Below are 15511 nucleotides of genomic sequence, written 5' to 3' on the forward strand. Positions count from 1 at the left end.
TTACATGTCTAATGCGAGTAAACTGACTCCTCTGATTGGGATGAAAATAATAAAAAGCATCTGCATCGATAAATCGATGTAGATGCTTTATTAATGTATTCGATTATTTCATTTCAAACGGGAGCCTGATTCCAAAATGAGTTAACAAAGCGTCGGCGTATTCCAACGGATTGGACGGTGAAAAGGTATGTACTCCCTTGGATGAGAAAATTCGAAACTCTTGCCCATCTACTGTGTTTCGACCTTCTCGGGTACGGATATACACTTTAGCACCTTTATTAAATACGGATTCGGGTGAATACTGGCACCAATACGAGGTAGTCAGATAATCTTGGGGTAAGTTTTCTTCTTCGGTAAAGGAATAAATAGGATCTAGATATCCATTTTTTCGTTCGTATAACATCCAGCCATACGGTGCGGAATGTTGAAGTAGATAAGTTTCATCCCCTTGTATTTGTTCAATATTCTCAATCAATTCTAACGGTTGAAGTGGAGATGATCCTGCACCAACATCTGCGATAAATCGTCTGTTATCTATTTCAACGTGCAAAATATGATGCCGGCGTTTCATAGGTGTGTCCGTCTCTCCACGCCAGAAACGGCCAAAATAATGTGTTACGTGAAATCCAAGCTCCTGTAATAGCCAGCCGAATAGCGCATTTAGTTCAAAGCAATAACCGCCTCGCCTACGAGTCACTATTTTATCAAATAAATTTGGAATTTCTAGTGAAAGCGGGATACCGCCTAATATATCCAAATTTTCGTAAGGAACGGTATAGATATGATGTTCTTGTAACTGGGCAAGTACTTCGATGCTGATATCTGTGGGCCCGTTGTAACCTATACGTTCCAGATATCGTTTTACATCAGGTTGAGTATTCATAAATCTATTAGCACCACCTTCCTATACAGTATATATATGTTTATAACATAATTGTTTTGATTCCTTCGAGTCAAATAATGGATTTTCTTGTTCGGGTGGTCTATTAACAAAGCATAAAAAGAGTGTCTTTCAGCACTTTCCTAATAGAGTTGCTGATAGACACTCTTTTTATTTAATATTCGTTTTCTCAAGTTTAGGTGATCCATGTTCACGGTTCATGAAGAGATTTATCGATTCTGCCAACCATTCCCGATACACTGTCGCTGATGACCATGTTGTTTATAATGTTCCTGGTTATTCTGTTTACAATTAATTGGTGGTCCGATCACTACCGTATCTGTAATCGGGGCTAGTGTTTCTTTTACTTTTGCTTCATCCAAGCAGTAAGTATGAGCGAATATATTGGCTGGGGTTAATCGCAGCAAATCAGAACCAGCAATAAACTCTGGTATTGGTGCATCAAAGACAGCTAATAGATGTGTATTGTCAACTGTTGCAATCTCATAATGCCACCAGCCTTGAGGGACATTCGCTACTTGGCCTGGTTGAATGGGGATATTAATCAGTTGCTTGGTGAACGGATTAATTAAAGATACAATCGCTGCTCCAGAAATACAAAAAACGAGCTCAGAAGCGTTCTGATGGGTATGAGGCTCGACTACATTGGATTTACTAAGGTAAATGTCAAGCAACGAAACATTGCCCAGTGTGTTTAATTGATTAACGGAGAGGGCGTTGATATAATTTTGGCTGTCTTTTTGGAAAAATTGATTATTGCTTAAATCATAGAAGTATTGAACATTGGGGGATGTAAAATCCATATAGGAAATCATTTGTATGACCGCCTTTCTGTATAAAGATGGGTGTTTGACCCTAGATAGAAATATCTTATGTCGATCCCTAACAAACGTCACTATAAGCGATTAATTTAGCGAATTTAGAAACTATTTCCTGAATGTAGCGTTTATATATAAGACGCATTGGAAAATTAAACTAGAGATAGAAGGAGTCTGAGAATGAAACTGAAGAAATTGTCTATTGTTACCGTATTAGCCCTGTCACAAGTAGCTACAGCTATTCCTGCCTTAGCAGAATCAAGTAACACGGATTTATTACCAAGGGTGGTCGCACAAGAGGTACCAAATACAGATTCAGAAGTAACGAATGCAGCCGAAGGTAAGGCAGTGGAAGTAACTCAGGAGGAATCAGGAAATACAGCAACAGAAACCCAAGAAACTAAAGAAATGCCTAACGGTGACGTTAATGAAGAACCGTCAGAAACAATTACAGATGGAACAACATCTGGGACTACTGAAACACCAAGTGATAGTACTAGTATTGAAGAAGAGGCTATACCTGAAATACCAGCATCGAATCTAAATGAACTCATTCTTTACTTTAATAGCACAAAAATGGAACATGGCGGAAAGACATACAACGCTCCGCAACCTATGGAAGTTAAGAAAGGTGTATCCTATGTGCCAATACGTGCACTTGTAGACCGTGTCGGTTTCAAGGTCACTTACGATAAGAAAACGAAAGAAACAGTTATCACCAAAGGAAGCAATGAACTTCGATTCAAAACAAACAGCAGTAATTATACAGTGAATGGCGTAACAAAGGCGATGAAAGGAACTTCTTATCAGACTAAAAACACCTTTATGGTTCCTTTAACAGCTATCACTCAAGCGTTGGATATTCCTTACAAAGCAGATAACGTGGGTAAGCGGGTAATCATTAATCTGGAAACGAAACCAGTCGCTAAATTTACGGTTGAACAGAAAGAGATTTTCGCTGGAGAGACAACAGTTACATATAAGACTGAAGCCGAATCACCTTCAGGTCTTCAGATCATTAATGAGCGCTGGGAAGGCAAACAGGATATATATGATACACCAGGTGAATACATAATTAGTTATTCTGTTCAGGATGCAAGCGGTTCTTGGAGTGATCCTTATACTCAGACCATTACGGTCATCAAGCCGAATCAACCACCTGTAGCGTCATTTACAACGGATAAAACGGAATATAAAATGGGTGAGCTGATCACAATCACAGATGAAAGTTACGACGATGATAAAATCGCGAGCCATCAGTGGGAGAATAAAGCGTATGGTTATTTCACACCGGGCCCTAAAACGATCAAGTTGACCGTAACGGACAATAAAGGGTTAACCGCTTCGTATGAAACGACGATTAACATAACGGATGAAACTCTTCATAATGAAAATGATTTTAATATGCTCTTTATTCCGGAGGGTGAGAAATTCACTTTTGATAGCGGATCAGTTCCTTCTAGACCCAAGGTTAGTTACTCATTTGAAGATGAAGCTAGCACTTTGATTCGGAGTAATAGCCCGGAAACAGTAAACAGTGAAGGTATTGTATATCGGGAAACTGTGGGTGGTGATATGAGATTCATGATCCACCATGTTAACAATTTAACAAAGAATGTGAAAATGTATGTGGTAGCTACAAATATAAATGAAACGGAAGCAACGTTAAGAACGGATTATTTAGGATTTGCAGGCCCATCTTATATCGCTACAGCAGCAGGCAAAAAGTCAGTTCTTAATTATTTCCAATCCATGCAAGATGGTTTGAAGCAATCGACGCTCACGCTAAAGCCAGGAGAACGGAAGCTTGTTATGCTTGAGCTTAGCAAGACGAGAATGAAGAAAGGCGATGTTATATCCCTTTTCTCAGATGTGTATAGCGATTCCCCGCTCCAATTTGATGTGATTATGATTGATGAGAAGTCAGATCCATTGGCTGTTCTGGATCAATTGCCTATTCTGGATCGAGATGGGGTACATAACCGGGGAACCTATCCCAATTCCACACGTGTAATTCGATATATGGAACCGGTAGGGGACGTTGCTCAGCGATTGATTCTCGGCGATAATGCAGATGACCCTAACCTAGATGGTATGGATCCAATGCGTGGAGACCCAACATCAAACGCTGGTAACTTTGGAGTGCTCTATAAAATTACGCTGGATCGCGTCGCACCAAATACGCTGGTGTCCTTCAATCCAAGGGGCGGGAAGTATTCCGGTTATGCGATGGTGAATGGTACAATTACTCCGATCTATACTCAAGGTCAAGTGAAACCGGATGAGCAAGCCGTACTCTATCGCACCGGAGACTATGAGCAAAAGGTTGAGATTTTGCTGACGGCAGCACCGGGTAGTAATCTCCCAGTCAACTTACTGTTCACTCCATTGCCGGAATAAGATTTGTTCTATTATTGAAGGTCGTTATACAATGAACATTAACCCATGAGTTTCATCGGAACCAAAGCAGCTTAGAAAGGAGTACAACTTCTTGGATTGGTTCTTAGCAATCGTTTTCTGGCTAATTTCTATTATGGCAATTATTTATGGTTTCAATATTACGAAAGAAGTTCATCAGAGTAGAAGTGTTGATGATTATGCAGTAAGACCTAACTTATGGAATATTTCAGCTGATTCCGTATTGGGGTACTTGCTTGGAGCCGTTGTTGGAATTATTTCTGGATTATTTGTAGGACTGTTCTTTAAAATTCTTCCATGGTGGTTGGCAAGAGGAGTTCACTTAGGAATAGGCGTAGGAATGTTCTTATTAGGTTTGAATGTTTTGCTGGATTGATGAATTTAAAGATTGTAAATGAAGAAGAGGGTATCTCAAAGGCCAAATGGAATGGCCATGAGATACCCTCTTCTAATTTATGTAGATTTCTTTGAAACGAAGATAAATCAACTTAAATAACATTATGTTCCTTGTTAATGATTAATTGATGGTCTTTAATGATTGTGTTATCGAAGTGAATGTCTCATCTATATATGTTAATCCACCATATACTTGTTTATTAAAACTGTCTTGTGAGAGCTGGTCTCTCTCTTTCAAATGGTTCAAGATCATTTTAGCAAGTTCGTTCTTATAATTATCTAGTTCCTTAAGTCGAGCATTGCTCTCTCTTTTTGCCTCATTGATTTTTTTGGAACAGACTTTCCTTGCTGCACTAAGGGCTTTTTTATCTTGATCTCTTAAAGCTTTAGCTGAAGCTAATGTGGTTTTACTCGCTTTACTTTTAACTAGTTTTTTGTAGTTTTCAGTTGAGGCTTGAGATTTCTTAGATAACAATATTACGTCATTACACGATCCATTCTTCAGAAGTTTTTGGGCATCCTTAACCTCTTTTATCCGTGTCTTATAATCTTCGAAATACAATTTGTTTACCGTAGAAAGAGTATAGTTTTCTGCAAATGCTTTAGAAGGTGAAAGAACTAATATCATAATCAGTAGTAGTGCTAAAGACTTTTTCACCAGAAAATAACCTCCATTTTATAGTTCTATTATCATAGACTGAAATTACATTTTTAGCAATATTAGCTGTTATGAAATGTAAATTACGAATTGGATTGACACTCTTATAGAGAGTGTTATATCGTTTTGTCTGAATCAACGCTATAATGTACCATATTACACCGTGCAAAGTGGAGCTGATCGAATCAAACTTTGCTTAACACATGGGGAGATGAGGACAGAAAATGAATCGTTTGAATCACACGACAGACTGCGTTTATGAGATTACTCCTGTTCCGCAGGAAATGATTAGTTATGGAGAAGAGACTAGCCTACAGAGCCATGTGCATATTGTGGTTCAAACCGACCTGAATGAGGCTACATTACCTAAGCTACATGAAAGTCTTGTTGAAAACGGTTATACGTTCACGATGTCTGATGATTTTGCTGAGGGTAAAACAAATATATATCTAACAAATCAACAGCAGGTTAATCACGAGTGGATAGCTAAATTTCATTCCGAATCAGTTGCCGAAATGTCACATAGAGAAGGTTATCATCTCATCATCAATGGAGATTCGACGTGTAATATTGCCATTATCGGTAATGACCGTGATGGAATCCATTATGGTGTTGTCACATTAGATTCGATCTTAAGTCAATTAAAGGACCATGATGTACATAAATGCATGATTACGGATTATCCTGAAATACGTTATCGCGGTTTTATTGAAGGATTTTATGGTTATCCATGGAGTCATGAAGATCGGATGGATCTCATGAAGTTCGGTGGTCAGCAGAAATTAAATACATATATTTATGCACCTAAAGATGACCCGTATCACAGAAAGAACTGGAGAGATTTCTATCCGACTGAAAAAGCTCAAGAAATTGCAGAGCTAGCAGCGGCTGGACATGCGAACAATTTGAATTTTGTATGGACGATCCATCCAGGTGACACGATTGACCTTTCTCTGGAGGAAGATTTCCAATCTGCTATTGCCAAACTAGAGCAGTTATATGGATTGGGTGTACGTCAATTTGGTGTCCTATTTGATGATATAGTTGGCATTCCTAATGGCTTAGAGCAAGCAGCATTCATTAATCGAATTGATACTGAATTTATAAAAGCGCATGATGATATTAGACCTCTGATTACGGTGGGAACAAGATACTGTGAAGCTTGGGGACCATCCATGACAGAATATTTCAAACCTTTTGTAGAAACACTGCATGAAGATGTTGAAATAATGTGGACGGGTGCTGCCACGATGTCTAATGTGTCCAAAGAACAATTTGATTCACCGAAGCGGACGATTGGGTCAGATAAAAATTTGTCGGTATGGTGGAATTATCCTGTTAACGATTACTGTGACGCTAAAATTCTGATGGGGAAGATCGAGAACCTCAGTTCTGACTTAGATAACGTAAACGGTTTCTTTTCAAATCCGATGAATCAACCGCAAGCTTCTAAACAAGCTTTAGTCTGCATTGCTGACCATAACTGGAATACTGATGCTTACGATTGTGAGCGAAGTTTCTCAGCATCTTTTAAAGTGCTTGCACCTGAAGTGGCGGAAGATTTAGAGATTTTTGCATCAAACAGTTGCTACATTTTAGACGATGGCGGAGTTAGTGGAGATTTCTTGTTTGATGAGTCATGGTATTTGAAACAAGGTGTCCAAGAATTAAAAGCGGCTCTTGAACAAGGACGGGATGCAACGGAAATAGCGAAAACACTGTTGACTCATTTTAATCGCATGGAAACTGCAGCGGATCGAATATTTGAATTCTGTCTGAATGCCCACTTGGTTGAAGAATTACGCCCATTTCTGAATGCTTTCAAACTGATGGCGCAATCAGCCCAGCATGTTATTCACGCTGTCTCAGCACTTACGCAGGGTGATTTGGTAGTTATGGAACGCCATAATGAATCAGCCTTAGAGTTATTAAATGCAATGGAAAAATGCAAAGTACATCGTTTAAAAGATGGTATCCCGCAAGACTTTACTGTGGATGTAGGTACACATGTAATCAAGCCTTTTATTTCGGATATGATCGTATTAATTGCAGTAGCGGCTGGAACAGAACAGAAGGCCCTTGAACTGAATTATGATATGAAGAATATTGCATTGAAGTCTGCTGGAGTCACGGCAACAGCATCTAGTAGTACGAATGATAATGAGAATGCGGATAAAGCAATTGACGGAGTCATCAACAGTGGGAAATGGTGCTCGAAAGAACATAGACCACATCTGACGATTGACTTACAACAGCCTGTAACGGTCAAACAATATCGCATTGTGAACTGCGGACATCCAGAAGCGCGGGAAACGAAGGTTTGGAACACTAGACATGTTCAGATTCTCGCGAGTAATGATGGAGAACATTTCACACTTATTGATGAAGTTACTGACAACAGAGATGATGTGATTAATCGATTACTCTTGAATGAGGTAACGGCAAGATATATTCGATTACAAATCTTGGAGCCAGCACAGACAAGTATTGACGGTAGTGGGCATAGCCGGATTTACGCATTTGAATTATTTGATGAGCGTTATCCTGAACAATCGCGGAAAGTACTTACATCTGAGATCCAGATGAACGAAACTGGGCAAGTTACAATTACCAACGTAAACAAAGGAGATGTCATTTCTTTATATCATTCAATGGATGAAAAATCTCCGTATAAGGTATCTAATATTGCTTCTGAGGATGCAGAAGTGGTATTTGAGGGACTCTCTTTCAGTACTGGAGAAAATCGTATATACGTAGAAAGAAAATCCGGACATTCGCTCCCTAGTGTCAGAACATCAAAAGGATTTATTTTATAGCATTTTAATTACTTTAAATATAGTCATGCACCACAGGGAGCCCCTGTGGTGTTTTTGTGGTGGGTTAATAAATTGGAATGAAGGAAACGAATGTACAAAACGGATCATGAAATAACCCCGGCAGATGAGGACATATGTCCTAGCCTAAGTTCGTGGATATGTTTTTAATTATAATCAAATCAAATATATAAGGAGTTAAGATCGTGAGAGGAATTGTTTTTGCTTTTTTAGGAGGGGCTTTTATTACACTGCAGGGGGTTGCCAACGCACGGATAAGTCAAGATATCGGAACTTGGCAGGCTGCAACGATTACTCAGCTATCGGGATTCATTATGGCTCTAGTCATCCTAATGTTTGTTAGGGACCGGAACTTGAAAGGGTTCAAGCGAGTTAAGCCATTATATCTGTTTGGCGGAGCATTAGCTGCGGTTATCATATTCAGTGAGGTTACAGCAATTCAGAGAATTGGTGTTACTTTTACGATAGCCACATTACTCATAGCACAGTTATTTCTGACCTTTTTAATTGATATTAATGGATGGTTCGGTGTGGTGAAGAAGAAGATGAGGCTACCACAGTTTATCGGGATCGGAATGATGATTGCGGGGGTTGTGATACTCAAACTTTGATTGCCATACGCATGGCTGATACTGACATGCTTCAGATTGGAGGGGAGTCTGATTTCATGAACAAGATTACAGATCTTGATCGTCTAGAATCATATTTACAAACGTATAAACTTACAACTATTTTTAACGATGAACTATTGCCTCATTTATCATTAAATAAATATGAGCAAGGGGAACTAATTTGTGTTCAAGGTGAACCTGCTCATACAATGTATATTCTTGTTAAAGGAAAAGTTAAGATTTATACGACTTCTGCGAAAGGTCAAGCATTGATATTATCTTTTAAAAAGCCACTTGAAGTGATCGGTGATATTGAATATGTACAAGAACAAGATTTGATTAATACGGTGGAAGCTGTATCGTCAGTTGAAATGATTAGTGTGCAGTATCGCTGGTTGAATAAGTATGGCAAAGATCATGCGCCACTCTTGCGATTTTTATTAGAGATCGTAACAAGAAAGTTCTATATTAAATCCGATTTCCTTAGTTTTAATTTATTGCATCCTGTAGAAGTCCGATTAGCGAGTTATTTAATGTCAGTATCTTATGATGAATCAGACGCATTAATTAAAGATAAGGTAAGCACGGTTAGTTTAGCGGATGCAGCTAATTTGATTGGAACTAGTTATAGACATTTAAACCGAGTCATTCAAAAGTTCTGTGAGGAAGGTCTTATTGAGCGTCGTAAGGGATTCATTCAGATCATAGACAGAGAAAGATTGAGTATGAAAGCAGAACATAATATTTACGAATAAGCACATTTGTATTATTAAGAACAAGAATATTTTGCATAGGAAAATGTACGTCTAGGGGAGATTTATAGTAATGATTTTAGGACTGTTGTTAGCGCTTGTTGCAGGTTCACTCGTAAGTATGCAAAACATATTTAATAGCAAAGTGAATGAACAATCTGGTTCTTGGGCAACGACTACGCTAGTATTAGGATTAGGATTCGCAGCTTCATTGACAATGAGCTTGATTGTTGAGGGGAAAGATACATTTAGCAATTTTCAATACATGCAACCATGGTACTGGTTTAGTGGATTAATTGGAGTCGGTGTTGTCATCTGTTTGATGCAAGGAACAAGGCTGCTTGGTCCAACGTATGCCATCTCAATTGTAATGACATCACAACTTGGATTTGCTTTGTTATGGGACTCGCTTGGTTGGCTTGGTCTGGAAAAAGTGCCGTTTACTTTTAATCAACTAATAGGGGTAATAATCATCGTTGGAGGTATAATTGTATTTAAAAAAGGAGAGTCTTCATGACAACTATAATTGATAAAATAGCCTGGATTCATATTGTTGATGGTAAGGTATTATGTGCTCGTTCCAAAGGAAAAGATATTTACTATTTTCCAGGAGGGAAAAGAGAAACAGGGGAGTCAGATATCGACACGCTTACTCGAGAAATTCAAGAGGAATTATCCATTCTTATAAAACATGAAACAATCTTACACTTTGGGAACTTTAAAGCTGAGGCTCACGGGAAAGAAGCAGGGGTTGTTGTCAGAATGTCTTGTTATACTGGGGAGTATGATGGATTTATAAGTCCGGCCTCTGAGATTGATGAAGTCGCATGGCTAACCTATAACGATAGAGATCGTGTGTCTGTCGTCTCGCAGATGATTTTTGACAGGTTAAACGAGATGAAAATGCTTAAGTAGTCTATTTGTTCGTTCAACTTGATGAAGAGTGAAATTGTGAGGTACACTGTTTTAATGATCAATGACAATGGAGGGGGACACAAAAATGAATAATCTATCGTCTAAGAAATCAGCAATCGCCTGCCCATCCACCTTTAAAACATTTAGCTTAGCGCTCCAAGCTCTCGTTGTTCTGGAGAAACAATCAGGAAAGTGTTCAAGTGGAGATATGGCAGCTCTCTTGCACACGGATGCAACTATGCTAAGAAGAATTCTTAAGGCTTTAGTCCAAGAACATATTATTGAAGCTCGTGAAGGCAGAGACGGAGGATACCGTTTATTTAAGAATGCATCTGACATATCACTTGCTGAAGTTTATCTTGCACTGCGCATACACTCCACAATTGCTGATAGCATGATCGAGGCTGCAAGAGAGAACTGTGTTGGCGGACAGATGAAAAATGTATTTTCAGAGATTATGTCTGAGATCGAAGAAAGCACGCTCCAGGTGTTGAAATCCCACACTATTGCGGATATCGCGGAGAAAATGATATAGCTATTGACAGCGGAAATCATTTTGAAATATACTGTGCAAATAAAAGCACAGTAAAATTTTGGGTTTAACTGTGCATTATTACACACATTAAACAATTAGGAGTGGATATTATGATTTCAAATTTATCGATAACGGATTTTCAAACGGTTGTGAAAGAACGTCATTCCGTAAGGTATTACGATCCATCGGTGACGATTTCAAGAGAAGAGATGAGGGAAATCTTGACTGAAGCAACACTTGCTCCATCTTCAAGTAACCTTCAGCCGTGGAGATTTCTTGTCATCGATGAGCAGGAATTAAAAGAGAAGTTACATCCCATCGCTCATAACCAAGCACAAGTATTGCAAGCTTCTGCTGTAATTGCAGTACTTGGTGATATGAAATGGTATGAAAAGGGAGAGGCGATCTATACTCAAGCTCATGAAGCGGGAATCATGCCAGAGGAGATCAAACAGCAATTTATTACAACTGCGAATACGATGTATCGTAATTTGGATGATGCTAAGAAGAAGAGTATTCTGGATATTGATGGCGGTCTTGTATCCATGCAGCTCATGTTAATTGCGAAGTCCAGAGGCTACGACACAGTACCAATGGGTGGATTTAATCGTGAACAATTCAAACAAGAGTTTAACATTCCTGATCACTATGAGAGCATTATGCTTATCGCGATCGGTAAGGCAGCTAAGCCAGCTTTCCCATCTGTGCGCCTCCCTTTACAAGAAGTTGCATTTTGGAATAAAATTAACAATTAATTAACTAGTGACTATAAAAGATAAAGGTGCTATACTAATAACATCAGGTTTGCATGTACAACATACTTACCTAGTTACTACGAGATGATAGGGGAATAAATTAAATGAATGTATTAGTTATCAAAGCAAATAACCGTCCAGCGACTGAAGCGGTATCCAGTAAAATGTATGAAACTTTCATGGAAGAAGTGAAAGGACTAAACGTAACAACTTTTGATGTGTATGAAGAAGATATGCCTTATTTCGGGCAAGATCTGTTCAACGCTTTCGGTAAAGTACAAAGCGGCGCAGAATTGACTGACTTGGAAGCACGTATTTTGGCTGCTAAACAAAAAGCGATGGATGCTCTTACAGCTGCTGATGTTGTTGTATTTGCTTTCCCATTGTGGAACCTGACTATTCCTGCACCATTGCAAACTTTCATTGATTATGTGTACCAAGCTGGGTTCACATTCAGATATAATGAGCAAGGTCAATTGGTAGGTATGATGCCAGAGAAGAAAGCAATTATCCTTTCAGCTCGCGGTGGAATTTATTCCACACCAGAAGCAGCTCCAATGGAAATGGCTGTAAACTACATCCGTAATGTAGTTGGTGGCGTGTTCGGAATGGAAGTTATCAACGAAGTAGTTATCGAAGGTCACAATGCATTCCCAGACCGTAAAGATGAAATCATCAACGAAGGTATGGAAAAAGTTAAAGAAGCAGCAGCTCAACTTGCTAAGCAATTGGTTTAATTAAAATTCAAAAGACGACCTCCGGGTAACCCGGGGATCGTCTTTTTTTTGTTGCTAAGTAATACTTATTTCGCTGAATAATCCTTCTGGAACCTTAGCATCCCAAGAATCTGGCTGTTGAAGTCCCAGTGCATTAAGCACAACAGCTGCAGTGTCTACAATGAATAATTCAGGAAGAGAAGTGCCTGCTGCTACTCCCGGTCCTACACATCCCCAGAACACGTTCTTATCCATCGGATGATCGCTTCCATGGCTGTATGCATGGCTACCGCCGCCACCATGATCCGTTAACAATATAACAAGACTATCCTCTAACAAACCCCTTTTCTCAATAGATGCTAATACAAGTCCGAACAACTCATCATTTTTTGTAATCGCATTCAAATATTCCGGTGAGTCAGGCCCATATCCGTACGTGTGGCCAGCTCCATCTGGTTCATCCAATTGCATGAACAGAAGCTTAACGTCGGTATTTTGCTCTAGATAGGCTTCAATAGCACCAACAAGTTCGGCATCTGGCTTCGACTCCTTATGTATTCCCAGACCATCCTCAATAATCCCATAATTAATTGGAGTCCAACTAGAGAACGCAGCGAGCTTCGCTTCAGGCCAAGCTTCTCGAACCACTTGGAATACTGATGGATATGCGGAATCAGAAGGATAAAGTGTATTTGCAGCGACTTCATTATTCAATTGATGTTTTTCCGGTACAACCCCATGAAGTACAGATCCCCAGCACTCAGCACTAATGGTGGGTGATTGTGCTTGTGCGTTGTAGGTAACAGCCCCCTTTTCCAGGAACGCGTCAATGATTGGAGTCGGGGTATTCTGAATGAAATTACCGGCGCCGTCCATTCCCAGAATAAAAACACGTTGTATCTCGTTAGCTTTGTTCACGCTTAAAAACCTCCCCTAATTCATGTGATGTTTGTGATGATTAAGACCCTAACATAATAAGTTCGTTTCTACCTGTCAACATAAATATTCTATTGTTATTATGAAGTCGCCTGTTTTTTGTGCCCTATTTACACTAGGTGTACAAAAGGCACAGGAGAACGAACAATAGCTGAATAAATTGATATATGAGAACATCAAAAGTGAGGTGATTAACGTGCCTACAAAAAAAAGAAAAAAGCATAATAAAAACAACCACCTTGTCGGTCAACCTGTTATGGTTGTCTTGAAAGATGGCAGCTATTATATTGGGATCATGAACAGTATGGAGAAGGACGGAGTCACACTTTCGGGGATTCAGCCTGATGTGAGACTTCCTAAAACGATTGCAGACAGTCAAGATAGAGCTCAGATATCGGGCTTTTTAAGTTCCCTTTTTGGAGGATTTGGTGGTGCATCCGGAGGAGCTGCAGCAGAGGGTGGCGGCGGTGGACCGGGTCTGTTTGAGATGTTTGGGAAAATGATACCGCATATTCAAGTAGGAATGAATATGATAAAAACAATCATGCCACTTATCGGAATGTTTAAAATTTAAGTGTTTTCCGAAAGGATATTTTAAGCACCTGGTTTGACCAGGTGCTTTTTTTCTTTGTTTTTATCCATGTTTAATATGTTAGAATAATAAGAAAATATTGGATTAAAACTACCGACTGAAATGAGAGGTGTTTAAGATGTGGAAAGAAGCAATTGAAACGGCTATGGAGACAGTAAAGCGTAATGCGATCCAACACCCAGGACTTTTCCCGCACATTTCGAATGAGCTGAGATATGAATGGGGTCAAAATAATGATTGGATTGATGGCTTCTATACTGGCATGATGTGGTTGTCATACGAATATAGTGGTCAGGAATTCTTTAAACAGACAGCTTCCGAGCAGCTTCATGCTTTCGAACATCGTCTAGAGAATCATATTGCACTCGATCACCATGACATTGGATTTCTGTATTCTTTATCTGCAGTTGCAGAATGGAAAATCACAGGGAATGTGGAAGCAAGACAGCTAGCTCTGCGAGCAGCGGACAAGCTTGTCAGTAGATTTCGTGAAGGTTTTGGAGCGATTCAAGCATGGGGGATGGAAGACGATCCCGAGAATGGCGGAAGAATTATTATCGATTGCCTTATGAATCTGCCACTCCTGTATTGGGCTCATCTAGAGACTGGAAACTCAAGTTATTATGATATCGCCGAGAAGCATGCTCAGAAAAGCTTGCGTTTTCTTATTCGCGGTGATGGCTCGAGTTATCATACTTTTTATTTTGATCGCTTACAAGGAAATGCATTGCGAGGTGGAACTCATCAAGGTTTCCAAGATGGGTCAACATGGAGCCGAGGTCAATCTTGGGGTGTTTATGGATTTGCACTCAGCTATCGTTATACTAAGAATGAAATTTATCTAGATACAGCTAAACGCATGGCTCGGTTTTTCATTGATCACTTACCAGAAGATCATGTGTCATATTGGGACTTTGATGATGTAGTAGAACAAGGGACACCGCGTGACAGTTCTGCAACCGCAATAACAGCATGTGGAATTTTAGAGCTCCTAGAGTTGATGCCTGAAGATGATTCTGATCGAGATTATCTTCGTGCAGCTCTGCTGCGTATGATGGAATCATTAGTTGACAATTATTCAACCCGTAACATCGAGAATGCTGAAGGTCTGATTCAGCACGGCTCTTATCATGTTCGCGGAGGGCAAGCACCTGATAACTATATGATCTGGGGAGACTATTATTATTTGGAAGCGCTTGTAAGAATGGATAAAGGAATAAAGGGCTATTGGTAATTCACATGCTGAAGTAGAGGAAGGAGATGAGGGACTTAAATACATCAGAAATATCACTGAATGCAATTACACCCATCCTCAGAATATTCGACGAACATAAGGCCAAAGAGTTCTACTTGCAGTATCTAGACTTTCGATTAGATTGGGAGCATCGGTTCGAGGACAATATGCCATTGTACATGCAAATATCACGGGACCAGTGCATTATTCATCTTTCGGAGCATCATGGAGATTGCTGTCCTGGCTCGGCTATTCGGGTTCAAACTCAGAATATCGAGGAATTACATGCACAGTTACATACAAAAGCATACAAGTATATGCGACCAGGTTTAGAAACGATGCCTTGGGGGACGCTTGAACTCTCTGTTACTGATCCTTTTGGGAACCGTATTCATTTATATCAGGATATAAAATAGAGGGCTAATTAAGCTATTCCATTC

17 protein-coding genes are annotated in these 15511 nt (G+C 39.5%); 13 read left to right on the forward strand and 4 right to left on the reverse strand.

The window, feature by feature from the left end; all coding sequences use genetic code 11:
* Positions 1 to 103: 103 nt before the first annotated feature.
* Together ACFQV5_RS12895 and ACFQV5_RS12900 are read right to left on the reverse strand one after the other, a co-directional pair.
* The gene (locus tag ACFQV5_RS12895) at positions 104 to 883 is read right to left on the reverse strand and encodes an arylamine N-acetyltransferase family protein (RefSeq protein WP_379247367.1); all 780 of its coding nucleotides are present in this window, start codon (positions 881 to 883) and stop codon (positions 104 to 106) included.
* Between the two features lie 227 nt (positions 884 to 1110).
* Positions 1111 to 1716, reverse strand: coding sequence for a cupin domain-containing protein (locus tag ACFQV5_RS12900; RefSeq protein WP_379247369.1), 606 nt, complete (start codon positions 1714 to 1716; stop codon positions 1111 to 1113).
* 183 nt (positions 1717 to 1899) lie between these two features.
* Between ACFQV5_RS12900 and ACFQV5_RS12905 the strand changes: the two genes are divergently transcribed.
* Both ACFQV5_RS12905 and ACFQV5_RS12910 read left to right on the forward strand, forming a co-directional pair.
* The gene (locus ACFQV5_RS12905; protein ID WP_379247371.1) at positions 1900 to 4119 is read left to right on the forward strand and encodes a stalk domain-containing protein; all 2220 of its coding nucleotides are present in this window, start codon (positions 1900 to 1902) and stop codon (positions 4117 to 4119) included.
* A gap of 91 nt (positions 4120 to 4210) precedes the next feature.
* On the forward strand, positions 4211 to 4513 hold the full coding sequence (locus ACFQV5_RS12910) for a hypothetical protein (RefSeq protein ID WP_379247373.1): 303 nt from the start codon (positions 4211 to 4213) through the stop codon (positions 4511 to 4513).
* 141 nt (positions 4514 to 4654) lie between these two features.
* On the opposite strand, the gene ACFQV5_RS12915 is transcribed toward ACFQV5_RS12910, so the two are convergent.
* Positions 4655 to 5191, reverse strand: coding sequence for a hypothetical protein (locus tag ACFQV5_RS12915; protein WP_379247375.1), 537 nt, complete (start codon positions 5189 to 5191; stop codon positions 4655 to 4657).
* A 224-nt stretch (positions 5192 to 5415) separates the two neighbouring features.
* Between ACFQV5_RS12915 and ACFQV5_RS12920 the strand changes: the two genes are divergently transcribed.
* The 8 genes from ACFQV5_RS12920 (at position 5416) to ACFQV5_RS12955 (ending at position 12330) form a co-directional block, all read left to right on the forward strand.
* Entirely contained in the window at positions 5416 to 8007 is a 2592-nt protein-coding gene (locus tag ACFQV5_RS12920; protein WP_379247377.1) for a glycoside hydrolase family 84 protein, read from the forward strand.
* A gap of 203 nt (positions 8008 to 8210) precedes the next feature.
* A complete protein-coding gene (locus ACFQV5_RS12925) occupies positions 8211 to 8636 on the forward strand; it encodes a DMT family transporter (protein WP_379247379.1) in 426 nt (141 codons plus the stop codon).
* Positions 8637 to 8692: 56 nt separating this feature from the next.
* Positions 8693 to 9391, forward strand: a complete 699-nt coding sequence (locus ACFQV5_RS12930; protein ID WP_379247381.1) for a Crp/Fnr family transcriptional regulator — start codon at positions 8693 to 8695, stop codon at positions 9389 to 9391.
* A gap of 70 nt (positions 9392 to 9461) precedes the next feature.
* The gene (locus ACFQV5_RS12935; RefSeq protein WP_379247383.1) at positions 9462 to 9905 is read left to right on the forward strand and encodes a DMT family transporter; all 444 of its coding nucleotides are present in this window, start codon (positions 9462 to 9464) and stop codon (positions 9903 to 9905) included.
* Positions 9902 to 10303 (forward strand): NUDIX hydrolase, encoded by a 402-nt coding sequence (locus ACFQV5_RS12940; RefSeq protein WP_379247385.1) that lies wholly within the window; start codon positions 9902 to 9904, stop codon positions 10301 to 10303. Before ACFQV5_RS12935 ends, ACFQV5_RS12940 begins: the two co-directional genes overlap by 4 nt.
* Before the next feature lie 85 nt (positions 10304 to 10388).
* A complete protein-coding gene (locus tag ACFQV5_RS12945) occupies positions 10389 to 10838 on the forward strand; it encodes an RrF2 family transcriptional regulator (RefSeq protein WP_379247387.1) in 450 nt (149 codons plus the stop codon).
* Positions 10839 to 10948: 110 nt separating this feature from the next.
* Positions 10949 to 11593 (forward strand): nitroreductase family protein, encoded by a 645-nt coding sequence (locus ACFQV5_RS12950; protein WP_379247389.1) that lies wholly within the window; start codon positions 10949 to 10951, stop codon positions 11591 to 11593.
* Positions 11594 to 11697: 104 nt separating this feature from the next.
* Entirely contained in the window at positions 11698 to 12330 is a 633-nt protein-coding gene (locus ACFQV5_RS12955) for an FMN-dependent NADH-azoreductase (RefSeq protein ID WP_379247391.1), read from the forward strand.
* A gap of 54 nt (positions 12331 to 12384) precedes the next feature.
* Here the strand turns inward: ACFQV5_RS12955 and ACFQV5_RS12960 are convergent, their stop codons facing one another.
* Complete coding sequence (locus ACFQV5_RS12960; RefSeq protein ID WP_379247393.1) at positions 12385 to 13227, reverse strand: alkaline phosphatase family protein; 843 nt, start codon at positions 13225 to 13227, stop codon at positions 12385 to 12387.
* A gap of 214 nt (positions 13228 to 13441) precedes the next feature.
* On the opposite strand from ACFQV5_RS12960, the gene ACFQV5_RS12965 reads away from it, so the two are divergent.
* The 3 genes from ACFQV5_RS12965 to ACFQV5_RS12975 all read left to right on the forward strand — a co-directional run bounded on the left by ACFQV5_RS12965 (position 13442) and on the right by ACFQV5_RS12975 (position 15487).
* Positions 13442 to 13819 (forward strand): hypothetical protein, encoded by a 378-nt coding sequence (locus tag ACFQV5_RS12965; RefSeq protein WP_379247395.1) that lies wholly within the window; start codon positions 13442 to 13444, stop codon positions 13817 to 13819.
* A gap of 136 nt (positions 13820 to 13955) precedes the next feature.
* Complete coding sequence (locus ACFQV5_RS12970) at positions 13956 to 15071, forward strand: glycoside hydrolase family 88 protein (protein WP_379247397.1); 1116 nt, start codon at positions 13956 to 13958, stop codon at positions 15069 to 15071.
* 26 nt (positions 15072 to 15097) lie between these two features.
* Complete coding sequence (locus ACFQV5_RS12975) at positions 15098 to 15487, forward strand: glyoxalase superfamily protein (RefSeq protein ID WP_379247399.1); 390 nt, start codon at positions 15098 to 15100, stop codon at positions 15485 to 15487.
* Positions 15488 to 15511: the final 24 nt, after the last annotated feature.

The sequence above is a fragment of the Paenibacillus sp. GCM10028914 genome (assembly GCF_042666275.1).
Taxonomy (GTDB): Bacteria; Bacillota; Bacilli; order Paenibacillales; family Paenibacillaceae; genus Paenibacillus_AQ.